This is a genomic window from Streptococcus suis, from assembly GCF_002960625.1.
Taxonomy (GTDB): domain Bacteria; phylum Bacillota; class Bacilli; order Lactobacillales; family Streptococcaceae; genus Streptococcus; species Streptococcus suis_T.
On sequence record NZ_POJH01000017.1, the window covers coordinates 101,311 to 120,297 of the forward strand.

Consider the following 18,987-nt stretch of genomic DNA (forward strand, 5'->3'; position numbering starts at 1 on the left):
TATGACGAAAAAAATTGTAGCCCTAGCAGGTGATGGTATTGGACCAGAAATCATGGAGGCAGGCCTAGCAGTCCTTGAGGCTGTGGCTAGTCAGGTGGGATTTGAGTATGTGGTTGAGGAGAGAGCTTTTGGTGGCGCTGGGATTGATGCTGCTGGCCATCCTTTACCAGATGCTACCTTGCAGGCCTGCCGAAAGGCAGATGCGATTTTGTTGGCAGCTATCGGTAGCCCTCAGTATGACAATGCGGCTGTCCGTCCAGAACAAGGCCTGCTTCAACTTCGTAAGGAATTGGGTCTTTTTGCCAATATCCGTCCTGTTAAGATTTTTGATAGTTTGAAAGACTATTCTCCACTGAAAGCGGAGCACTTGGATGGTGTGGATTTGGTCATGGTAAGGGAGCTGACAGGTGGGATTTATTTTGGGGAGCATGTCCTTGAAACTGACCAAGCCAGCGATAGCAATACCTATCAGGCAGAAGAGATTGAACGGGTTGTCCGCTCTGCCTTTGACCTAGCCCAAAAAAGACGGAAAAAAGTCACCAGCATTGATAAGCAAAATGTGCTGGCGACGTCAAAATTGTGGCGGAAGGTGGCGGAAGAGGTGGCCAAGGACTACCCCGATGTGACCTTGGAGCACCAGTTGGTGGATAGCGCAGCCATGCTCTTGATTACGGATCCTAGTCGGTTTGATGTCTTGGTGACGGAAAATCTCTTCGGTGATATTTTGTCGGATGAGGCGTCTGTCTTGACTGGGACCTTAGGGGTTTTGCCTTCTGCTAGTCATGCGGTGGCAGGTCCTAGTCTTTATGAACCTATCCACGGTTCGGCACCCGATATTGCAGGTCAGGGCATTGCCAATCCGGTCAGTATGATTCTATCTGTTGCCATGATGCTGGAAGAAAGTTTTGCTTTGGTCCAAGCAGGTCAGACCATTCGTCAAGCTGTTGAAGCGGTCTTTGCACAAGGTGTTTTCACCAAAGACTTAGGTGGTATCGCCTCTACCAAAGAAATGACAGCGGCCATTATTGCCCAGATTGAAAGGAGGTCACCATGAGTGGCAAATCTATTTTTGATAAGCTCTGGGACCGCCATGTGATTACAGGGCAGGAAGGTCAGCCCCAGCTCCTCTATGTGGACCAGCATTATATCCATGAGGTGACCAGTCCCCAGGCCTTTCAAGGATTGAGGGATACAGGGCGACCTGTTCGGCGGCCAGACTTGACCTTTGCGACTTTTGACCACAACGTACCAACCGTCGATATTCACAATATCCGTGATGTCATTTCTAAGGCTCAGATGGATGCCTTGGCGAAGAATATAGAAGATTTCGACATTCCTCACGCAGCCCACGGTTCGGAACATCAGGGCATTGTCCACATGGTTGGACCAGAAACAGGCAGAACCCAGCCAGGAAAGTTCATTGTATGCGGAGATAGTCATACGGCAACCCACGGAGCTTTCGGCGCCATTGCCTTTGGGATTGGTACTTCTGAAGTGGAGCACGTTCTCGCTACCCAAACAATCTGGCAGGTCAAACCTAAGCGACTCCTAGTGGAGTTTGTCGGTCAGGCCCAAGCAGGTGTCTATGCCAAGGACTTTATCCTGGCTCTGATTGCCCGCTACGGCGTGGATTGTGGGTTGGGTCACGTGGTGGAATTTGCTGGTCCAGTTATCAACAGCCTCAGGATGGAAGAGAGGATGACCATTTGCAATATGTCCATTGAGTTCGGCTCTAAGATGGGCATTATGGCTCCAGACCAGACCACTTTTGACTACCTGCGAGGTCGTGAGTGTGCACCAGCGGACTTTGAGGCGGCGGTGGCAGACTGGAAGGAGCTCTACTCAGATGCCAACACCGTCTATGACAAGCATCTAGTCCTTGATGTGTCAGACTTGGCACCGATGGTCACTTGGGGAACCACCCCTGCTATGGGGGTTAGCTTTGACGAAACCTTCCCAGCCATCCGTGACCACAATGACGAGCGGGCCTATGCTTACATGGACTTGGCTCCTGGGCAAAAGGCTGCGGACATTCCCGTTGGCTATGTCTTCCTAGGCTCTTGTACCAATGCTCGCCTCAGCGATTTGCAGCTGGCAGCTAGGATTGTTAAGGGGCGGAAAATAGCAGAGCAGGTTACGGCCATTGTCGTTCCAGGTAGTCGCCCTGTCAAGCGAGCTGCAGAAAAGCTTGGGCTAGACAAAATTTTCATGGAGGCAGGCTTTGAATGGCGAGATCCAGGTTGCTCCATGTGTCTGGGTATGAATCCAGACAAGGTGCCTGCAGGTGTCCACTGCGCCTCTACAAGTAATCGAAACTTTGAAGACCGACAGGGCTTTGGGGCCAAGACCCACTTGTGCAGTCCTGCCATGGCTGCCGCAGCTGCGCTTTATGGACGATTTGTCGACACTAGACAGCTAGAAATTCTCAAGGAGGGAGTTTAATGCACCAATTTACCACATGGACAGGAACGACCGTTCCGCTCATGAATGATAATATTGATACTGACCAGCTCCTGCCCAAGCAGTTTCTCAAGCTGATTGACAAAAAGGGCTTTGGCAAGTATCTGCTTTATGCTTGGCAGTATTTGGATGATAACTACACGGATAATCCTGATTTCATTCTCAATCAGCCTGCCTATCAAGGAGCCAGTATCCTCATATCTGGGGATAACTTCGGAGCAGGTTCTTCTAGGGAACATGCTGCTTGGGCTCTGGCAGATTATGGCTTCAAGGTCATCATTGCAGGCTCCTTTGGAGATATTCATTACAACAATGATTTGAACAATGGGATTCTGCCCATTATCCAGCCCAAAGAAGTCAGGGACCAACTGGCTCAGCTGGCTCCAGACCAAGAAATCACGGTTGACTTGGTAGACCAGTTGATACGGACGCCTTTTGGGGAATTCCCATTTGACATCGAACAGGATTGGAAACACAAGTTGCTCAATGGCTTGGATGATATTGGTATTACATTACAGTATCAGGATTTGATTGCTGAGTATGAACTGAATAGACCAAGCTACTGGCAAAACTAGAGTCTTCCATTTTATCTTTTATTACTGCGTTAACTCGCTTTGCCGTACTTTAGTACTGTCTGCAGCTCGTTGCCTAGTACTAAAAGCAAACTGAAAGACTCCTACGAAATATGAAGAAAACAAGCAGGTCGCTCTGCTATGAAACAAAAGAAAAGAGGAAATGATTATGACGAAACAAATTCACTGGGATGGCACACTTTCACAAGAAGGTCTTGAGATTATCAAGGGTGAGGGAGGCGTGATTGTTTGCCCGACTAAGGTTGGTTACATCATCATGACTGCAGACAAGGCTGGCTTGGAGCGGAAGTTTGACGCTAAAGAGCGTAAGCGTAATAAGCCGGGCGTGGTCCTTTGTGGTAGCATGGAGGAGCTTCGTGAGTTGGCTCAGTTGACTCCTGAGATTGATGCCTTCTACCAAAAACATTGGGATGAGGACATTTTGTTGGGTTGTATCCTGCCTTGGAAACCAGAGGCTTATGCCAAGTTGCAGGCTTATGGGGACGGTCGTGAAGAGTTGATGACTGATGTGCGTGGGACTTCGTGCTTTGTTATCAAGTTTGGTGTGGCTGGCGAGCAGATTGCTAAGGAAATGTGGGAAAAAGAAGGTCGTATGGTCTACGCTTCATCTGCTAACCCATCAGGTAAGGGAAATCGTGGTAAGGTAGAAGGTATCGGTGAGCGTATCGCGTCTAAGGTAGACTTGATTATCGAGGCGGACGACTATGTGGCATCTATCCAACCAGACAAGACCATCGAAACCCGCTATGAGCAAGGGGTTATGGTGTCCATGGTAGACAAAGATGGTAAACTTATTCCAGAACAAGGTGCAGATAGTCGTTCTATCAGCCCATGCCCAGTTGTCATCCGTAAGGGTCTGGACATCGATAAAATCATGATGCACTTGTCAGACCACTTCAACTCTTGGGACTATAGACAAGGGGAATACTATTAAGATAATGTAGAACGAACGATCCGAAAGGGTCGTTTTTTGCTCTAATCTATATAGTATTGGTTTACAATTTTTGCAAAATGTGTTACAATGTAACACAAAGAAGCGAGGTAAGATGATGAGTACAGTAACTATTCGATTAAACAAAGAGGAAGAAGTATTTTTCAAGAGCTATGCTCAATTGACTGGTCAAAGTCTTTCAAGTTTATTTAAGAAGGCGCTTGAGCGTGATATTGAGGATGAGTATGATTTGAATATTTACCGTCAAGCCTACGAGGAGTACCAGAAAGATCCTGAAACCATCAGTCATGCTGATTTCAAGAAGGAACTTGGTCTGTAATATGTTCCATGTAGAGTATTCTAAGAAGGCACAGAAGCAAATCAGAAAATTGGATAAGCCAATCCAAAGATTATTATTTGCATGGGTGGATAAACACCTAGATGGTACAGTTAATCCGAGGTTGCATGGCAAGGGATTGACAGGGGACCATGCCAATGAGTGGCGTTATCGTATCGGTGATTATCGATTGATTTGCGATATTCAGGATGATAGGATGGTTATTCTGGCACTTGAATTTGGTCATCGTAGAGATATTTACTAATAGCTGTTAATATGAAGTAGAACGATCCGAAAGGGTCGTTTTTTAGTACATAAAAAAACTGACCGAAAATTTTTCAGTCAGTTTGGTGTTGTTTGATTAGGGACTTGATGCTAGTCAAGATATGTTGCTCGTCCGTCAGTTCCAAGATTTGTAGCCCTTTGTCAATTAGTTCCTGTTTATTTTCAGCAAGTCCGAGATAGACATAGGCACGGGCTAGTTGGTCATAGCGTTTTTCTTGTTTGGCTAGTTCCATGAGTTTGGTGGCAAAAAAACGGGCTTTTTCTTTCTTTTTCCAATCTAGGAAATAATAGCTTAGAAATTGGTATTGAGAAAGAATGGACGGTTTAATTCGCTTAAAATCATGATATTTTTCAAGACGCTTCAAAAGCAAGTCACAAGTTTTTTCTACTGTGTCAACAGGTAGGGTATGAAGAAGGCTACCAACTATAATAATGTCGTTGTAGTACCAATTTTCGTTGTCAATAATTTGTGACCACAAGTATTGGGCAGGTTTGTGATGAGATGTCTCTAGAACTGTATTTGTTCTAGCGGATACAATAGTTTCCAGAATAAGGCATCTTCTATGTACGGGAATGTCATCGTGTTCTTTACTCAAGTGCTCATGACAACGTTTGATGAGGTCTACCATTTTTTGAGTTGTAGGTGTTCTTAAGTTATCAATATCATAGAGTAATTGTTGGCGTTGGCTGGGCTGATAGTAGTTACAGAGGTATTCAAATTCCTCGAAGGTCATATCCACTTGCTTGAGCAAGAAACGCATGAGTTCGTAGCTGGGAATAGTTTGATTTTTCTCGAAACGAACCAAGGTCGTCCGATTGATATATTTCCCACAAATCTGCTCCTGGCTCAAATGTTTGCTTTTTCGAATTTCTCTGTAAACACTTCCGTAATCCCACCGCATAACAATATCCTTTCATCAAATTGTGATTATATGCAACAAAAATAAGAAATTTTACAAAGATAGTATACCATAAAAGCGTAAGGAATGCACAATCTTGTATCAGGTAGAAAGGAGAAAATGAAAACGGCAGATGTTCTTGATAAGAATGGATGCATTCGACAATCTATTTTTAGTTAGAAAGGAGAAGAACAAGTGAAAAGATATTTTTCAATTACTGCAATTATTCTAATTGCAATATGGGTAAGTATATCGACCTTAAGATTATTTTCTCATGAGGAAAGAGACATTTATGAAACACAACCTATAATTAACCAGTTAGCTTAGGTGACGATAGATTATTTAATTGGGGGAGGATTATGATGAGAGAGATTGATTCTAATACCTTGTTTTTAAGTGGTATTATTGTTCTTTGTTTCAGTTTTTTATTATTCCATATCAATCCTTATCAAATCGTTGATACAGATTTTTGGTTGTGGATACAGACTTTTTTATATACATTAGTATGGCGACCTATGGGGACGATTGGAATGATTGTTGGTACAACTCTTCTTTATAAAGCTATAAAAAGAAACTAATTTCATTTTGGGAAAGTGAGAATATTATGAAACAGTTGAAATTGTTAATTTTATTGATGCTAAGTTTAATTTGTTTGGTCGGGGTAGATTCAGCAAAGGCAGAAACTATTCCAGGCACTAATTTGGAAATTATTTCTAAATTAGTGGTGAAAGATGTGTCATCAGGAACTTACTATCAATTTGAAACTTTAGAGGGAAGAAATATATTTGTTGAGTCCAATACCAAATATAAATCCCGTTCGAATGGAGTGCGTGCAACCCGAAGGATATTTTCTCATTCTTATCGTGATTCGGGGACCTCATCTGCTATCTCTACGACAGCTTATGGTGGTCGTGCAGGTGCTAGTCTAACAGTATCGGCAGGTGCAGGTTTTACCCACCCCAAATATGGTCTTGGTTTATCATTAGGGATTTCTGCGACACATAATGTACCACCGTATACCTACGGATACATTATCTTGAAGTCTACTTTTACTGTTAATGTCTATAGATTAGAAGTGCAATATTATGGTTCCAACAGATGGCATTCAGCCGGTCGAGTTCATACTTTTAGTAATATCCGAACATGGAGTGAGCTAAGAACTTGGAAATAAAGTAGCGACCCGAAAGGGTCGTTTTTTGGTATCTTTACATTATTTTTATTGCTTCTTAGCCCCTTGTTTGATATTATTATATTAAACAAAACCTGCCATTTCCCCAAGAAAGGAGTTTCTATGCTGAAAGTAGTCGATATCTGTAAGCGATACGGTGCCCATCAGGTCTTGTCCTATGTGTCCTTTGAGTTGCAAGCTGGGGACTTGGTGGCCCTAGTAGGTCCCAATGGTGTGGGAAAATCCACCCTCCTAAATATCATCAGCAATACAGAAACCGCTGACCGTGGGTCGGTAACTATCCATGGTCGGCCCAATAGTGACCGAGCGATTTTTCAGGATATGTCTGTCATGTTGGATGCCCAAGCACTTTATCCACAGTTGACGGGTTATGACCATCTGACCTATGTGGCTGCCACCCACAAGCTGGGGAAAAAGGAAGTGGATGCGTTGGTGGAAGAATTGGGGATGGGCTACTATGTCAAAAAGCGGGTGGCTGGTTATTCCATGGGTATGAAGCAGAAGTTGATCTTTGCCATGGCTGTCCTTCCCAAGCCCAAGCTCCTGTTGCTGGATGAACCCCATATCGGCTTGGACCCGACCAATATCATCCAGCAGCGGGAATTTCTTCTAAACCTACAGGCAGAAGGGGTTGCCATTTTGCTTTCTTCCCACCATCTGTCGGAAATTGAGAAGCTGACCAATCAGGTTTATTTTCTCAAGGCCAGCAAGTTGATTGCCACAGAAGTGGAGTTGACGGCGGATTATGATTACCATCTTGTTGTGGAAAACTCCAAACAGGTTCAGGAATTTTTACGGGATTATCCGCAACTCTTGTGGAAAAAGGCAGGGCAGGGGTTGGTGGAAATCTTCTTGCCCGAGCGAGATTTACTGGATTGTTTGGATCGTATTCCCATCCAGCAGGTGGCTGGCCTTACAAAAGCCAGCGACTATATGGAGTCTCTCTACCGTGATCTCTATGTGGAGGAAGGTGGTGAGGGGACATGAGGCTGAACTTTGAAATCAAGAAAATTCTCTGGTCGCCTCTCTACTGCTTGCTTGTGCTGGGTTTTCTGGGTCTGGTCTACCTTCCCATCTCACAACGTCAAGCCCACCAAGCGGCCTATGTGGAAACCTATAAAGAAGAACTGAGTGAATTGGCTAGTGTCTTGGCAGATATAAAAATTGAGGAGGGGTCAGAAGAAGCACCACGGATGGTGGGCTTGAAATCCGATATTGAAAGTGTCAGTCAGGCCTTGGATGAGGGGAAGTTTGAAGCTATCCCCAACTACCGCAAACTCATGTATCAGGACCTAGATTATTTTATCGGTCAGTATCGGAAAAACTTTCAAACTCGGAATTCCTTGACGCAAACGGAAGTCGAACGTTTGGCCAGATGGAATGACTGGTTACTTGCCTACCAATTGCCTGATGGTCCTGAAAATCAAGCCTGGTCAACGGGCCGTATTGTTCAAGCCTACTTAGAAAGTTTGTTTGGTTTTCTTCCTGTATTTTTGGTGCTTGGTTTTCTACTTGCCAATCAACTGTCGGAAAAGACACTGGCTCATCAAGTTTGGCAGTTGCGGCAATGGGATAGTCTGAGTTTGCAGGGGGTCAGGCGTTTGGCTGCTTCCTTGCTTTCGCTTCTGCTGGCTGTGGGAACAGGCTTGCTCTTTATCCTGGTCTATGATGGGCTGACAGGTCAGTTGGCTGTATCTAGTTTTCAAGCTCCTCTTGAGATTTTGGGTCAGAGTCAGTTGATAGGTTCTGGGCTTTACGGGCTTATCTTGCTTGGTTTTTGGCTGGTCTTGCTTCTAGCTGTTCGCTTACTTTTTGGGTTTTTGGACCACTTGTTAGCCAGTCGGTTGATTTTTGTGGTGACGGGCTTACTGTTAGCTCTGGGGCTTTCCTATCAGGCAGGTGCAGTAGCTGGTTGGTCAGGTCAAATTCTGCCCTTGCTTGCCTTTCCGAGTTTTTTAGACACAGCTGCATTTTCACAGGTCTTTGTAGCGGTGGATGTCTTGCTCCTGCTGACCATTGGGCTTTTCATTACTTATTATCTACTGACAGAGAAGAAAAGGCTGGTCCTGACCGTGGGGCATCAGAAGGAATTGCAAACAGGGCATTTGGACAAGGTTTGGTCTTTTGATGTTCTCATCCTTAGTCGGCTCAACTCTTGGAAAGGGCTCGTCTTGGGTAACTTGCTCCTAGCTCTGCTATTTTCCCTACTGACGGGACTAGAAAAGCAAGAGGTTGCCCAGGAGGAGAGGGCTTCGATGGAGTTGGTTGCCCAGTCCTATGAGCAGGATGGGGTCTATGTGGAGAGTTTGCAGTCGGAAATCAACCGTCTGAGGCAGTTGGTCAAAGAGGACGCGAGCTATCAGGAGGAGTTGGAGTGGAGAGTGGAGCTTTTACAGGAATACCATATCTATAAAGATCTCTATGTCAAGCAATGGCAGCTATATCAGGAAAAACCTCAGGATCTGCCGGCTAGTCACCTTGCTATGCTGGAGGCAGAGCAGGTCTATCTATGGGCTAGAGAGGAGAAGGCTTTTGCCAATGGTGATATTGGGGCCAGCCAGACGGTGGATAATCTTCGCCGTTACCAGACCCACAATCAGGTCAGTCAGTATTACTGGCAGCAGCTGATGGAGGCTGGGGTGCCTGCGACCAAGCGGGGCAAGGATGTCGTTTTGACCAGCTTGGAAAATCGTTTTGATACCAATGATGCCTTGGTTCCAGTAGACGATCCTTCTTGGGACCGCTCCAGAGATCTGTCAGGTATTGGAAGTCTGCGCTCTCTCTTTGATGGTCCAGCCTATTTGTTGGTACTTTTGCTGGCGGTTTGGCTTGGCAGTAGGGGTAAGGCGGTGGAGGTTGCAGGGAAAAACTGGCGTCTCTATCAGACCCAGCCTGTGGATTTGCACAAGGTTCTAGTCACCAAGTGGTTGCTGGGACTGGGCCAGGCTCTTTGTTTTACAATGCTCTTTCTAGCTAGTCTTTTCCTAGTCAATAGTCTGATCGGAGGAATTGGTTATCTGGAAGATGGCCTTATCTTGCTTTCCCATTCGGAGAGGGGGATTTTTCTTGAACTCCTGAGGGGACAAGAACTCTGGGTCTGGTTCCTTCCAAATGCCCCTTATCTCTTGTGGATGGTGCTTGGCTTGCTGGTATTGGAAATTGTGCTAGTCAGTCTCAATCATCTTTTGCAGGTTCGGTTTTCAAATCGCTTGGTTGTCTTCATCCTGCTAGCTGGCTCACTGGCTCTACTGGACTACCTCCTCTTTCAAGATCTGGTATTGGATGGGCAGGAAATCTTTAGGCAGTTAGCTCTGCTATGTTTATAAAAGGGAGGCTGAGTGAGCAGGGGCATGTAAATATAGAGTTATACTCTTCGAAAATCAAAAATATCTGTTGTCAACTTGACTAGATGAGTGGGAGTGGGAAAGAACTCGACCAGTCTGAAAAGAGTTCGTCTTCCCACCCCCGCATAGTTGATTAGGTCAGATTTGGAGTGTGAAACACGAACAAATCTGCCAATCAACCACTGCGCTGAGATGTTGACACGAACTCTGAGAAGAGAGGCTGGACTTTTTGCTCAGCCTCAGCCTGCTCCCTTGAAACAGGAGAGGAGCGGAGTTCTATCTTCGGCTTCGTTTTCTAGGCTACTTTTGATTTCCATTGAGTATTAGAAACATATGAAAAATACCGACCTTTCCTTCGGGGATCGGGTCGGTATCTTTGTGTTATGGGTTCGTGCTGCTTAGCAGAAGAAGTTCTTAGTTGATAATGGCTAACATTTCCCATTTTGGATAAGATTTGGCATCGTGAGGGTTTGTGCCTCTCTCGATTTCCATGTAGTCTGGAACCTGGTCGCCATCCGTGTCTTGCTTGATAAAGAGGCGGATATTTTGTTCCTCAATAATTGTCCCGTCCTGCTTGTAGGCCTTGTAAATGCCATTGCTGCCAAGTACGATTTTTACAGGGCGGCCGGATGATGACATGTTATAGTTTAGGACGTTTTCGATCATTTCTCTTTCAAATTCAGTGATGCGATTGATGTTGCGGACGGTGAAGAAAGAAGAGTAGTTTTTAGGAAGAGTAGTTCCTGCAGTAATGGTTCCCGCAGGATATTCAATCGCAAAGCCGTTTAACATAACAGGTGCTTGATTGACTGGAGCTTCGGCTACAGGTGATTCAGTTACAGGAGCTTCTGTAACAGGAGCCTTAGCTGCTTGTGAGAAGTTGACAGTTACATTGACGATTTTTACCTGACCAGATGCAGTAGTCAAACGTACTTGGACCTTGTTGCCAGAACCGCTAGTTGGTAGGGGACTGATGACTTCTTTGGTCACGATAGAAGAGAGGTTTAGACCGCTTTTTTCAATTACTTGAACCTGGTCTAAGATTTCTTTTGCAGTCAGTGTTTGTCCAGCTGTCTTTTCAACGGTGCCAAGTACTTTTGCGTCGAGAACATGGAAGGTCATCACTGGACTGGTCTTGAAACTGGTTGCTCGCAAGCCATTTGCTGTTTTTACCACAGTACTATTGATTGCCAAGCGACGACGATAGGAACCAACACCAGAAATAGAACCTTGGATCTTGTTGGAAGAAATAGTGAGTTGACCTAGGTTTTGGATGGTGCTATTTCCTGTTTGGATAAAGTGCGCTGATTTTAATCCATTGATACCTGAGATAGCAATAGGCTTTGTGAGGGGTGTTCCAGAAAAAACATATACTTCTGTTGGTACATTAACTGCTGAAGAGCTTGTGTTAGCATATACAGTGCTAGCATTAGTAAAAGGCAAGCCAACAGGTAGGCTTGTTAGAGCTAGTGTAGCAATGACAGTAGTCTTAGTGAGTTTTGTTAAAAGTGAATTTTTTTTCATAATCTTTTTATATCCTTCTTGTTTCTTTATTATTCAATCACCAACATACCTTCTTTAACGGCAAATGGGTGTTCTGGGTCAATGCGGTCGTAGAACATGACACCGTTGAGGTGGTCGATTTCGTGTTGGACCACGATGGCATTAAAGCCTTTGAGTTTGATACGGTGTTTTTCGCCGTTTTTATCCATATAGTCAACAGTCACGCGCGCGTGGCGGACAACGTAGCCTTGGACTTCACGGTCAACGGATAGGCAGCCTTCGCCCCCTCCCATAGCAGCTTCTTGGACAGAATGTGCCACGATTTTAGGGTTGTACATGACTTCTTGGAGGGAGTAGGCTTGGGCAGGTGGGTTGCCTTCCTCATCTTCTGGATTTGGGACTAAGACAGCGATGATGCGTTTGGAAACGTCAATCTGAGGTGCTGCTAGACCAACTCCGCCACGGAGTTTCATCTTCTCAGCCATGACTGGATCCTGCGAATGTTTGAGGAATTGCATCATTTTTTCGCCCAAAATAATTTCCTGATCAGATAGGGGAAATGCAACTTCTTCGGCAACTTGGCGTAGGGTTGGGTGCCCTTCACGGATGATGTCATCCATGTCAATCAAATGGGCAGCTTTTGTCAATCGTTCGATTACAGACATCTTTCTCTCCTTATTTGAGCACAGATAAAGTAATTGTACCATAAAATCTAGGAAAATAAAAGTCTAATGTTTCCTATCTATTCCCTATCAAATCTGCTATACTAGTAAAAGACGAACGTTGAAAGGGAGAAAAATGAAAAGAATTTTAGAAAAAGCCAGTTTGCTGGCCCTATCCACCATGCTGGTTTCGACATTTGCAGTTTCACCAGCTATTCCACAGATGATTGAGCATTTTGCCCAGCAGGGAATTGCAGCGGCCCAGGTGGAAAACTTAATTACTGTGACGTCATTTGCTATTATGGTAGCACTCTTGATGAATGGTTTGGTTGTCCGTTTCTTATCGGAACGAAACATTATCATTGTAGGGCTTTTGCTTATGGCCATCGGCGGTGCTTTACCGGTGTTTCTAACTGCCTATCCTCTGATTTTGCTGGCTCGCATCTTGCTTGGTTTAGGGATTGGCTTGATCAATGCGCGTGCGATTAATATCATCGGTAATTTTTTCACCGGTCAGGAACGGGTCAAAATGATGGGCTTGCGTGGTTCAGCTGAGGTGCTGGGAAGTGCAGGCTTAACGCTTCTTGTCGGTTGGTTGACCCAGTTTGGTTGGCAACCTGCCTTCTTGGTCTACCTTTTTGCCTTGGTCATCTTGGCTCTTTTCCTTCTCTTTGTGCCCAAGGAAGAATTACTTGCTCGTATGGAGGTTAAGCTAGAAGAGAACGCGCCAAAGGCTAAACTGGACAAGACCATGTGGATGATGGGGATTTATCTAGCCTTTCTAGCCTTCTTTGTTATCAATGTCAATACCTTCCTGACCATTCGTATTCCTCAGATTGTCTTAGCCAAGGGTATCGGTACGGCACAAGAGGCTAGTTTGATTCTCAGTCTCATGCAAGTCATGGGGATTGTGGCAGGGACAGTCTTTAGTAGCTTGGTTGGTCGGTTGAAGGGCTGGCTTTTGGCAGTTTCCTATGTGGTCTTTGGACTCGCGGTTGTCGGTATTGCCTTTGCGGATAATCTCTGGGTACTGGGGCTTGGTGGTATGGTGTCAGGATTTTTCTATAGCATCATTTTGACCATTGTCTTTAGTCAGGTAACAGACCGTGCACCCAAGGCCTTGCTCAATGCAGTCATGACCATCGTTCTCATGGGTTGCAATATTGGTGGTGCGACGTCAGCTATCTTGCCAACTTATCTGGAAAAACTCAATCCAACCCCAACAGGTGCCTTTGGGATTTACGCCATCGGCTGTGCCTTGATAAGCGCTGGCTTGATTTATAAACAACTGAAGAAGTAGGAGCGGATTTCCGCTCCTTTTTGGTATAATAGACCTATGTTAGAAAACAACCGCTTGAATGAATTAATACTACGTTTTCCAGAGGATGTTCAGTTGATTTTTAAGGACATGATTCCCTCCTATCAGTTGGGCTATGTGGATTATGTCTATCAGACAGATCATTACGCCACCCAAAACCGCAGGATTAAAAATTTGTCTAAAAATTTTCGGAAGATGAACTATTTTCATATCATGCCTCTGCCCCAGGATCTGGCATTGGAAATTGCTAACCAATGGCGCTATCAAGCCCCTTTGGATGTCTATACGATTAGTGCACACCCCAAGACCTATGCGGAGATGATTTCGCCAGGGGCGCGTGGGGACCGCTTTTTTGCAGTCATCCGCAATGCCGCCCTCATGGGCTATTTCTGTATTGACCAAGATGGCGAGACAGTTGACATTCGATTGAGCATGAAACCTTCTTTGACGGGTCAGGGAAATGGCAGAGCTTTCTACCAGGCTATTGAAGACTATTTAGTAGAGCATGTTCAGCCAGCTAGTATCAAACTGACAGTTGCTAGCTCTCATCAAGTTGCCCAAAAACTCTTTCATGCTCTTGGATTTGCAGAAAGAGAAAAGCAAGCAGAATATATCAAAATGGAAAAGAAACTCATATGCGATTAGATAAATTTTTAGTGGATTGTGGTGTTGGCAGTCGGACAGAAGTCAAGAAAGTCCTGAAAAACAAGCAAGTCACCGTCAATGGCCAAGTAGAGATGTCCCCAAAGCAACAGATTGACGAAAAGACGGATCAGATTGCAGTAGCAGGTCAGGTCTTGAGCCATGAAACCTTTGTTTATTATTTATTGAACAAACCCAAAGGAGTTATTTCAGCCACCGAGGATGACCGCCATCGGACTGTTTTGGACTTGCTAGACGATACAGCTCGCCATAAGGAAATTTTTCCAGTTGGACGCTTGGACATTGATACCCATGGCTTGCTCCTTTTGACCAACAATGGCCAGCTGGCCCATGCTATGCTTTCTCCCAAAAAACATGTGGGCAAACTCTACCGTGCACGGGTTGACGGGATTATGACCCGAGAGGATGTCGAGCGATTTGCGGCAGGAATTGAGCTGAAAGACTTTACCTGTCAGCCAGCCCAGTTGACCATCCTCTCTACAGATGAAGCTAAGCAGACTTCACTCGTTGACATCACCATCCGAGAAGGGAAATTTCACCAGGTCAAACGCATGGTGCAGGCCTGTGGAAAGACGGTGACAGACTTGCAACGATTGACCATGGGACCACTTGAGTTAGATCCAGCGCTGACTCTTGGAGAATACCGCAGGTTGACAGAAGCGGAATTGACTAGTTTGAAAGTTTTTGGGGTTGAATTATGAGAAATATTGAAAAAATTTTTCGTGCCCTGCCCTTGATTGTGGTAGCAGGAGCAGTTGTTTATCTTTCGATTTGGATATGGATTGATAATGGGGATTGGACCTACATCATTGCTAGGGTGTCTGGTATGAGCGTTGAACATGCCAATAATTTATCCCTAATTGCCATAGCCATCCAGTCTCTATTTTTTACTTCTGACTGGTTTTATAGCCGCATTCGTGCCTTTCTCAATCGTCGGTTGGAACGCGCCAAGGGGCTCAATCGGCAGATTTATCTGGGCTATAAGGCTGGAGTTGAACTTCTGATGGCTCTACCCAAACGGACCATTTTGTTTAGCTTTTACCTGCTCTTGACTATTTTGGAAAACCTAGGTGTAATTGATAGTGCCAAAGATTATGCAGTCATTGTCATCTTTATCATCGCCGTAGATCGCGTGACTAATATCTGGCCAGAAGAAAAGCGCAGGATGATGGAGTTTGGTCAGAAGATTAAGAAACGGATAAAGAGTGTGGGTTAGTGAAAAACTTTTTAAATATGATTTTACTCTGTTGAGAATCATAGACAGACCCTCTCCTAATAAGATGAAGTAGGATGGGATTGTAAATAAATTTAATAAAATAGATGGACATATTTTGTCCATCTATTTTTATATACTTCTTATTGAGAATATCAGAATAGAGGGGTAAAGATGAACTATTATCACATAAAATTAATGGGAGATGTACAGCAACTAGAGCGACCTAGTGAATCTTTTATACAAGAAAATAATTGGATGTATTTTTTGAAGGAAAAAGAAGATTTATTCATTGTAACGGGAGCTGCAAATACAAAACGAGAAATAGCAAAAAAGGTTCAATCACTTTGGAAAGTGGATGTCTATTTAGATGGCTATTCTTCAATAAATGAGGATGATTTTATTGAAAAAGTTGGGCGTGAAAATTTGGGAGAATTTGGTTATTTCTTATTGAAGCAATCAAAGGAAGATAAGCAAGGTCTTACTCTGAACGAGAATGTTTTATCAGAAAATATGATTGGTCTTACTACATTCAAAAATAGTATTCAGCATCTTATAAACTATTTAGTCTATCAATCAAACTATTTAGAATCGCATACGAAAGAGCCATTTTTCTTAATTTTCAACGGTCAAAAGGGGAGTGGACGAAAATATGCCCTTCAATATTTAGAACGATTGTTCGATTTGAAAGCAATTGATACTCATTGTAGCGAATACTTTCTTCCTAAGACTGAAGAAAAACAATTTCCAGTTGTTTATGACTATTTTAAAGCAAGGGCTCGTCCTAAATTAGAACTTTTCGCTAATATCAATACAAAGAAAGAGAATAATATTTGTATTCTAATTGCCCAATCGAGCGAAGAAGCAAAAAAAATAGCGATGGAATTACAAGAGGAATACTACAATGTAAGTGTAATCGAGTTTCCTCCCTATACAAATGATGAACTAGTTGAAATTGCTATTCAACTATTAGCAAAAAGACGAATTAGTATAGACAAGGAATTTGTTAGGGAGTATGTAGAAAAGGCTTCAAATCTCATCAATGCAAAAGATATTCGACGAATGGTTCAGAGAATCCATGAATATGCGGTGGCAACCAATTATTGTCAAGAAAATGGATTGCTGGATATGGATCACTTTAGTTTGCAAAAGGAACAATCTAAAAGTAAATGTGGCCAAGCTGAGAAGATGCTGAATCAAATGATTGGTCTTCAATCTGTAAAAAAATTAATCAGACAACAAGTTGCTTTTGAACAACTATCGAAACTGAGGAAAGAAAGAGGCTATCATGTTGAAGAAAGTAATGGGCACTTGTTATTTACAGGAAATCCAGGGACGGGTAAGACAGAGGTAGCTCGTCTTTATACAGAAATCCTGTATGAACATGGATTGATCGCAGAAAACAAGATAGTAGAGGTTGGAAGAGCAGACCTTATTGGAGAATATGTTGGCCAAACAGCACCGAAAATAAAAAAGGTGTTTGATAGTGCAAGTGGTGGTGTACTGTTTATCGACGAGGCTTACAGTTTGATTCCACAGAGTGAAAGAGATTTTGCTAATGAAGCTATACCCACCATTATTCAAGAAATGGAAAATCGTCGCAATGAGGTAGTTGTTATTTTTGCCGGTTATAAAAATTTGATGCACAATTTTATAGACACGAATCCAGGATTACAATCTCGAATCTCAAACAACATTCATTTTGAAGATTACTCTGTGGACGAACTGTATGAAATTTTTAGAATGATGTTGAGTAAAAAAGAGTATTCTATTGAATCTAACTATGAGGAAGTATTGTATTCGCATTTTTTAAAAGTTGGAACAACCGAACATTTTGGCAATGGTCGTTATGTTCGTAAACTAATAGAAGCTTGTTTGTATCAACAGGCGACTCGAGTGATGGAAAAGATAGGCAATAGAACCTTAGAGGAAACGGAGATGAATGTCGTAATAGAAGCTGATATTAAAAACGCCATCCAAGAATTATCAGAGTTGGAATCAACTCAACGGTTAATAGGTTTTGGATTACAGGGATAGAAGAAAGGAGTTGCGCATGAATAATAATGGCTTGAAAGAAAACACTGTGTTTAACGATATGGAAATTTTAGAAATATTTATCGATTTGCTGTACAGAAATTTGGATTCAGATACTAAGGTGAGAAGTTCTTTTGACAGCATTAATCGGGAAGTAAGTGATTTTTTTGGAATCCCTCAAAAGAGCTATATCGGACAACTTTTATATATTATTTCAGATGTTGATCACATCAGAAGGAACTTTGTTGACCACATAGAATTTTACTATCGAGAGATGAATAAGAAAGTGAAACGAGTAGTCGGAGTCAGTCTGGCGATAGAAATAGTACAAAATGTTCATTTTCTAGAAGAATTTGATGTTGTGATGATTGAAAATATTGAAGAATTTTATAATAGTACCGATGCGATTCAGAAGAAGTTGGCAAGAATTTTGGAAAGTTATCTAAAAACAGGAGGAAAATTACTGGTAACAGGTTGTGAGTTTGATAATTCAAATGATGCATTGAGCAAGATTCTTTACCAAGGAAATTTATTGAATTTGACTTGTTAAGAGTGTTATAATCTTTTTAGAATTGAGGTTTCTATGAACGATCAGGAAAGATTACTTACTATATTTTTACGCTTACAATCAGGGGCGCATCTAAAAAAATCACAATTGGCAGATGAATTTGGAGTTAGTGAGAAGACTATTCAAAGAGATTTTGCTCTTCTAGGAGGATTTATCGAAAGTCAGCCAATGATTGCAGCAGAGTTAGCCTATGATCCCAAGTACCATACTCGCTTCTTAAAAGGGAAGTCTCTTTTTAACAAAAAGGAAATTCTGACCATTTCTAAGATTTTACTGGAAAATCGTGCTTTGAATACGGAAGAAAACAAGGCTGTTTTAGATAGCTTATTAGCACTAGTATCGAAAGATGAGCAGAAAGAAATTTCAGCCATTATCGCCAGTGAACTCTTAAACTATGCCCCGCTTTCAGATACTCAAAATAGGATCGATAAGATTTGGGAATGGTCAGAGGCCATTCGTAAGGAATTGGTATTAGACATTCGCTACCAATCTCCCTACAATATAGAAAAGAAACACACGGTTTTTCCTGTGTCACTCTATTACGATAGTCATTACTTTTACCTTGTAGCTTTTAATCTAAAACATTCTTCCTATATGACTTTAAAGTTAGATCGGATTTTAGAATGGAAGGTTTCGCCTGAGAAGAAACCGGCTATTTCTTATGGCAAAAAGTTCCGAGATGGTGAGGTACGGAATAAGCAAGTGGATTCTTTTATGGGACGGGAACGAACCGTAAGAGTCAGATTCAGCTATGATCCAACCATTGTCTTGGATCAATTTCCGACAGCAAAGATTATCGAAACAAGCTCAGAAGGCAATGTGATTGAATTTGTCAGTCAAGACACACCAGGCTTAAAACGTTGGTTGTTGAGTCAGGCTGATGCCCTAACCGTGCTTTCTCCAAGTTCTCTTGTAGAAGATATGAAACATTTTCTCAAAAATATGCAAGAAAACTATAAAATTTAGAGGGATAGGACGCTATTTGTCC

The 18,987-nt window shown here is 43.0% G+C and carries 20 protein-coding genes; 17 read left to right on the top strand and 3 right to left on the bottom strand.

Annotation, left to right across the window (positions count from 1 at the left end):
• Position 1 precedes the first annotated feature (1 nt).
• The 6 genes from leuB (at position 2) to C1G49_RS02745 (ending at position 4,586) form a co-directional block, all read left to right on the top strand.
• The gene (gene leuB, locus C1G49_RS02720) at positions 2 to 1,054 is read left to right on the top strand and encodes a 3-isopropylmalate dehydrogenase (RefSeq protein ID WP_105124513.1); all 1,053 of its coding nucleotides are present in this window, start codon (positions 2 to 4) and stop codon (positions 1,052 to 1,054) included.
• Positions 1,051 to 2,442 (top strand): 3-isopropylmalate dehydratase large subunit, encoded by a 1,392-nt coding sequence (leuC, locus tag C1G49_RS02725; protein WP_105124514.1) that lies wholly within the window; start codon positions 1,051 to 1,053, stop codon positions 2,440 to 2,442. Before leuB ends, leuC begins: the two co-directional genes overlap by 4 nt.
• Positions 2,442 to 3,035 carry a 3-isopropylmalate dehydratase small subunit gene (leuD, locus tag C1G49_RS02730; RefSeq protein WP_105124515.1) on the top strand — a complete coding sequence of 198 codons (594 nt, stop codon included), beginning with the start codon at positions 2,442 to 2,444 and terminating at the stop codon, positions 3,033 to 3,035. Before leuC ends, leuD begins: the two co-directional genes overlap by 1 nt.
• Positions 3,036 to 3,201: 166 nt before the next feature.
• On the top strand, positions 3,202 to 3,987 hold the full coding sequence (locus C1G49_RS02735; RefSeq protein WP_024404395.1) for an L-threonylcarbamoyladenylate synthase: 786 nt from the start codon (positions 3,202 to 3,204) through the stop codon (positions 3,985 to 3,987).
• A gap of 115 nt (positions 3,988 to 4,102) precedes the next feature.
• Entirely contained in the window at positions 4,103 to 4,324 is a 222-nt protein-coding gene (relB, locus tag C1G49_RS02740) for a type II toxin-antitoxin system RelB family antitoxin (RefSeq protein WP_044687545.1), read from the top strand.
• A 1-nt stretch (position 4,325) separates the two neighbouring features.
• Positions 4,326 to 4,586 carry a type II toxin-antitoxin system RelE family toxin gene (locus C1G49_RS02745; protein WP_029179226.1) on the top strand — a complete coding sequence of 87 codons (261 nt, stop codon included), beginning with the start codon at positions 4,326 to 4,328 and terminating at the stop codon, positions 4,584 to 4,586.
• A gap of 73 nt (positions 4,587 to 4,659) precedes the next feature.
• Here the strand turns inward: C1G49_RS02745 and C1G49_RS02750 are convergent, their stop codons facing one another.
• Complete coding sequence (locus C1G49_RS02750) at positions 4,660 to 5,508, bottom strand: helix-turn-helix domain-containing protein (protein WP_105124516.1); 849 nt, start codon at positions 5,506 to 5,508, stop codon at positions 4,660 to 4,662.
• 356 nt (positions 5,509 to 5,864) lie between these two features.
• On the opposite strand from C1G49_RS02750, the gene C1G49_RS02755 reads away from it, so the two are divergent.
• From C1G49_RS02755 to C1G49_RS02770, 4 genes are all read left to right on the top strand, one after another.
• Entirely contained in the window at positions 5,865 to 6,083 is a 219-nt protein-coding gene (locus C1G49_RS02755) for a hypothetical protein (protein WP_153048215.1), read from the top strand.
• A 26-nt stretch (positions 6,084 to 6,109) separates the two neighbouring features.
• A complete protein-coding gene (locus C1G49_RS02760) occupies positions 6,110 to 6,676 on the top strand; it encodes a hypothetical protein (RefSeq protein ID WP_105124518.1) in 567 nt (188 codons plus the stop codon).
• A gap of 120 nt (positions 6,677 to 6,796) precedes the next feature.
• On the top strand, positions 6,797 to 7,681 hold the full coding sequence (locus C1G49_RS02765) for an ABC transporter ATP-binding protein (protein WP_105124519.1): 885 nt from the start codon (positions 6,797 to 6,799) through the stop codon (positions 7,679 to 7,681).
• Positions 7,678 to 10,020 (top strand): hypothetical protein, encoded by a 2,343-nt coding sequence (locus tag C1G49_RS02770; protein ID WP_105124520.1) that lies wholly within the window; start codon positions 7,678 to 7,680, stop codon positions 10,018 to 10,020. The genes C1G49_RS02765 and C1G49_RS02770 overlap by 4 nt, the downstream gene beginning before the upstream one ends.
• 432 nt (positions 10,021 to 10,452) lie before the next feature.
• Here the strand turns inward: C1G49_RS02770 and C1G49_RS02780 are convergent, their stop codons facing one another.
• On the bottom strand, positions 10,453 to 11,562 hold the full coding sequence (locus C1G49_RS02780) for a hypothetical protein (RefSeq protein WP_105124521.1): 1,110 nt from the start codon (positions 11,560 to 11,562) through the stop codon (positions 10,453 to 10,455).
• Positions 11,563 to 11,591: 29 nt separating this feature from the next.
• Positions 11,592 to 12,206: a peptide deformylase gene (gene def, locus C1G49_RS02785; RefSeq protein ID WP_105124522.1), complete on the bottom strand. Its 615-nt coding sequence runs from the start codon at positions 12,204 to 12,206 to the stop codon at positions 11,592 to 11,594.
• A 133-nt stretch (positions 12,207 to 12,339) separates the two neighbouring features.
• Between def and C1G49_RS02790 the strand changes: the two genes are divergently transcribed.
• The 7 genes from C1G49_RS02790 to C1G49_RS02825 all read left to right on the top strand — a co-directional run bounded on the left by C1G49_RS02790 (position 12,340) and on the right by C1G49_RS02825 (position 18,965).
• A complete protein-coding gene (locus C1G49_RS02790; RefSeq protein ID WP_105124523.1) occupies positions 12,340 to 13,503 on the top strand; it encodes an MFS transporter in 1,164 nt (387 codons plus the stop codon).
• Positions 13,504 to 13,539: 36 nt separating this feature from the next.
• Positions 13,540 to 14,166 (top strand): GNAT family N-acetyltransferase, encoded by a 627-nt coding sequence (locus tag C1G49_RS02800; RefSeq protein ID WP_238595836.1) that lies wholly within the window; start codon positions 13,540 to 13,542, stop codon positions 14,164 to 14,166.
• On the top strand, positions 14,157 to 14,885 hold the full coding sequence (locus C1G49_RS02805; protein ID WP_105124524.1) for a pseudouridine synthase: 729 nt from the start codon (positions 14,157 to 14,159) through the stop codon (positions 14,883 to 14,885). Before C1G49_RS02800 ends, C1G49_RS02805 begins: the two co-directional genes overlap by 10 nt.
• Entirely contained in the window at positions 14,882 to 15,400 is a 519-nt protein-coding gene (locus C1G49_RS02810; RefSeq protein WP_238595837.1) for a hypothetical protein, read from the top strand. The genes C1G49_RS02805 and C1G49_RS02810 overlap by 4 nt, the downstream gene beginning before the upstream one ends.
• 171 nt (positions 15,401 to 15,571) lie before the next feature.
• Positions 15,572 to 17,434 (top strand): AAA family ATPase, encoded by a 1,863-nt coding sequence (locus tag C1G49_RS02815; protein ID WP_238595838.1) that lies wholly within the window; start codon positions 15,572 to 15,574, stop codon positions 17,432 to 17,434.
• A 16-nt stretch (positions 17,435 to 17,450) separates the two neighbouring features.
• Positions 17,451 to 17,981, top strand: coding sequence for a hypothetical protein (locus C1G49_RS02820; protein WP_105124525.1), 531 nt, complete (start codon positions 17,451 to 17,453; stop codon positions 17,979 to 17,981).
• 33 nt (positions 17,982 to 18,014) lie between these two features.
• Entirely contained in the window at positions 18,015 to 18,965 is a 951-nt protein-coding gene (locus C1G49_RS02825; protein ID WP_105124526.1) for a helix-turn-helix transcriptional regulator, read from the top strand.
• The last annotated feature ends 22 nt before the right edge of the window (positions 18,966 to 18,987 follow it).

Excerpts from the sequence above, each read along its gene's own strand:
- C1G49_RS02755 (WP_153048215.1), top strand. The coding sequence starts at position 5,865 with ATGATGAGAGAGATTGATTCTAATACCTTGTTTTTAAGTGGTATTATT.
- C1G49_RS02780 (WP_105124521.1), bottom strand. The coding sequence starts at position 11,562 with ATGAAAAAAAATTCACTTTTAACAAAACTCACTAAGACTACTGTCATT.
- leuD (WP_105124515.1), top strand. The coding sequence starts at position 2,442 with ATGCACCAATTTACCACATGGACAGGAACGACCGTTCCGCTCATGAAT.
- C1G49_RS02750 (WP_105124516.1), bottom strand. The coding sequence starts at position 5,508 with ATGCGGTGGGATTACGGAAGTGTTTACAGAGAAATTCGAAAAAGCAAA.
- def (WP_105124522.1), bottom strand. The coding sequence starts at position 12,206 with ATGTCTGTAATCGAACGATTGACAAAAGCTGCCCATTTGATTGACATG.
- relB (WP_044687545.1), top strand. The coding sequence starts at position 4,103 with ATGAGTACAGTAACTATTCGATTAAACAAAGAGGAAGAAGTATTTTTC.
- C1G49_RS02735 (WP_024404395.1), top strand. The coding sequence starts at position 3,202 with ATGACGAAACAAATTCACTGGGATGGCACACTTTCACAAGAAGGTCTT.
- C1G49_RS02765 (WP_105124519.1), top strand. The coding sequence starts at position 6,797 with ATGCTGAAAGTAGTCGATATCTGTAAGCGATACGGTGCCCATCAGGTC.
- C1G49_RS02810 (WP_238595837.1), top strand. The coding sequence starts at position 14,882 with ATGAGAAATATTGAAAAAATTTTTCGTGCCCTGCCCTTGATTGTGGTA.
- C1G49_RS02815 (WP_238595838.1), top strand. The coding sequence starts at position 15,572 with ATGAACTATTATCACATAAAATTAATGGGAGATGTACAGCAACTAGAG.
- C1G49_RS02790 (WP_105124523.1), top strand. The coding sequence starts at position 12,340 with ATGAAAAGAATTTTAGAAAAAGCCAGTTTGCTGGCCCTATCCACCATG.
- C1G49_RS02805 (WP_105124524.1), top strand. The coding sequence starts at position 14,157 with ATGCGATTAGATAAATTTTTAGTGGATTGTGGTGTTGGCAGTCGGACA.
- C1G49_RS02745 (WP_029179226.1), top strand. The coding sequence starts at position 4,326 with ATGTTCCATGTAGAGTATTCTAAGAAGGCACAGAAGCAAATCAGAAAA.
- leuB (WP_105124513.1), top strand. The coding sequence starts at position 2 with ATGACGAAAAAAATTGTAGCCCTAGCAGGTGATGGTATTGGACCAGAA.
- C1G49_RS02760 (WP_105124518.1), top strand. The coding sequence starts at position 6,110 with ATGAAACAGTTGAAATTGTTAATTTTATTGATGCTAAGTTTAATTTGT.
- leuC (WP_105124514.1), top strand. The coding sequence starts at position 1,051 with ATGAGTGGCAAATCTATTTTTGATAAGCTCTGGGACCGCCATGTGATT.
- C1G49_RS02825 (WP_105124526.1), top strand. The coding sequence starts at position 18,015 with ATGAACGATCAGGAAAGATTACTTACTATATTTTTACGCTTACAATCA.
- C1G49_RS02770 (WP_105124520.1), top strand. The coding sequence starts at position 7,678 with ATGAGGCTGAACTTTGAAATCAAGAAAATTCTCTGGTCGCCTCTCTAC.
- C1G49_RS02800 (WP_238595836.1), top strand. The coding sequence starts at position 13,540 with ATGTTAGAAAACAACCGCTTGAATGAATTAATACTACGTTTTCCAGAG.
- C1G49_RS02820 (WP_105124525.1), top strand. The coding sequence starts at position 17,451 with ATGAATAATAATGGCTTGAAAGAAAACACTGTGTTTAACGATATGGAA.